General features: G+C 43.7%; 1 protein-coding gene. It reads left to right on the forward strand.

Annotation, left to right across the window (positions count from 1 at the left end):
* The first annotated feature begins 616 nt into the window (after positions 1 to 616).
* Entirely contained in the window at positions 617 to 1,186 is a 570-nt protein-coding gene (locus Q0413_RS10310; RefSeq protein ID WP_298990056.1) for a hypothetical protein, read from the forward strand.
* The last annotated feature ends 437 nt before the right edge of the window (positions 1,187 to 1,623 follow it).

The following is a 1,623-nucleotide window of genomic DNA, read 5'->3' on the forward strand; positions in this document are numbered from 1 at the left end:
CAGCCTCGTTAATGCGACTAGCGTACTCGAAATTCGTCATTTTCGCCCCTTTAAATTTTGATCGTCAAAACGTTTGCGTGGAATTTTACCTAAATTTTGCGCATTTGCCGAATTAAAATTTATGTGCGATGAGACTTTTGTAGAATTTAAAATTTAGCGGTTCGGTTTGGGCTCGGTACCGCGACAAAGCGACGGAGAGATTGGCGGCGACGGGTTGTCGTGCGGGCGGTTAGTAGCGGTGGATGGGTATCGCGCGGCGGAGGCGTCGCCCGACAGCGGCACCTACTGCATGTGGCGACGGGCGGTAGCCGATGATCGCGACCGCAGCGCTCGCAGAAGCAGGTTTTCGTGCTCAGGCCGTTGCAAAATGGCGGGCGGTGTATTGGATGACAGCAGCGCTCGTAGCGCCCGTGATGAATGCTGTATTTTTCACGATCCCTCCTTCGGTAGAAATTTATTAAATTTAGCTCGCCCTTTTACCGCTTGCATTAGTAGTGTCCTTCCATCTACTGGCCGTATCGCCGAAGAGGCGCAAACGCAGCATGCAATGTAATTTTACAGATCTTTTTATTTTTGCTAATTTTAGCTAAAATAAGCGAAATTTTAAAGGAAAGATATGCTGATTTCTTACTCGCTGCAAGATAACCGGAAATTCGCTAAAATGAGAACTAGAATTTCGCGCAGAATTTATAAAGGGGGCAAGTTCATCCGCGCCGTCTGCGCGACAGATTTGCTTTTCGCTTTTGCGTTTTCGGCTTGCCTTTTTATTTTTGAGGACGATTGGATAGAGTTTATACGTGAGTATTATGGCGATAAGTCCTGGATAAAGAGCTTAGGAGCTATCTTGCCTACTGCTTGCGCAGTTTTTTATATTTACGCTATTTGCGTTAGATCGTGGCTACTAAATTCCGCGATATATGATAAGAATAAAAATGTCACTTTCGGCTATTTTAGCATTGAAATTTCAGACGATTTAAAGGGGCAATTTATATTCGTAAGCGAGCGAGATACGCTCATTTATGATGCGGAATTTTGTGAGGTGGTAATGGAGCGCGATTTTTTGGTAATTTTGCTGGAAGGAAGTCTTTTTATCGCCGTACCAAACGAAGCGTTTAAAGAAATAAGCAAGGAGGAATTTGTTGCGAAATTAAACAAAACAATAAGTGAGGCAAAAAGCGAAATTTAAAAAGCTATGGGCAGATAGAACGGATATGATTGCGATCACAATGGAATCTTAGCCATAATGGAATTTTATCCGTTGCTTGCAAATCTTTTGCTATTTTTGTCTTAAAAATTTTTACTAAAGAATTTTATTTATGCTTACGAGTGCATAGTAAAAGTACCGCACTAAAATTTATTAAGCTCGGTGATGTCCTCTTGAGAGTACGCCTAAAATATTTTTATGCTCACGCTCTGCACCCTGCGGCGGTGCGGTAATGAGCGACGATAGATAAGTTGTCGCGCGGCTATGAGCGGCGACGATCAGCATATTGGATGACGGCACCACTCGCAGGCCGGTCGCTCGCAAAAGCGCTTTTTTGCGTTCATAGCGCGCATTAGCGACGCAAAGTCGGCGGCATTGTTTGATCTATTGCGCGCGAAATGAAATTTTATCGTTTAAAT

Source organism: uncultured Campylobacter sp. (assembly GCF_938045465.1).
Lineage (GTDB): Bacteria > Campylobacterota > Campylobacteria > Campylobacterales > Campylobacteraceae > Campylobacter_B.

Coding starts and splice junctions, on each gene's coding strand:
- Q0413_RS10310 (WP_298990056.1), top strand. CDS start 617: ATGCTGATTTCTTACTCGCTGCAAGATAACCGGAAATTCGCTAAAATG.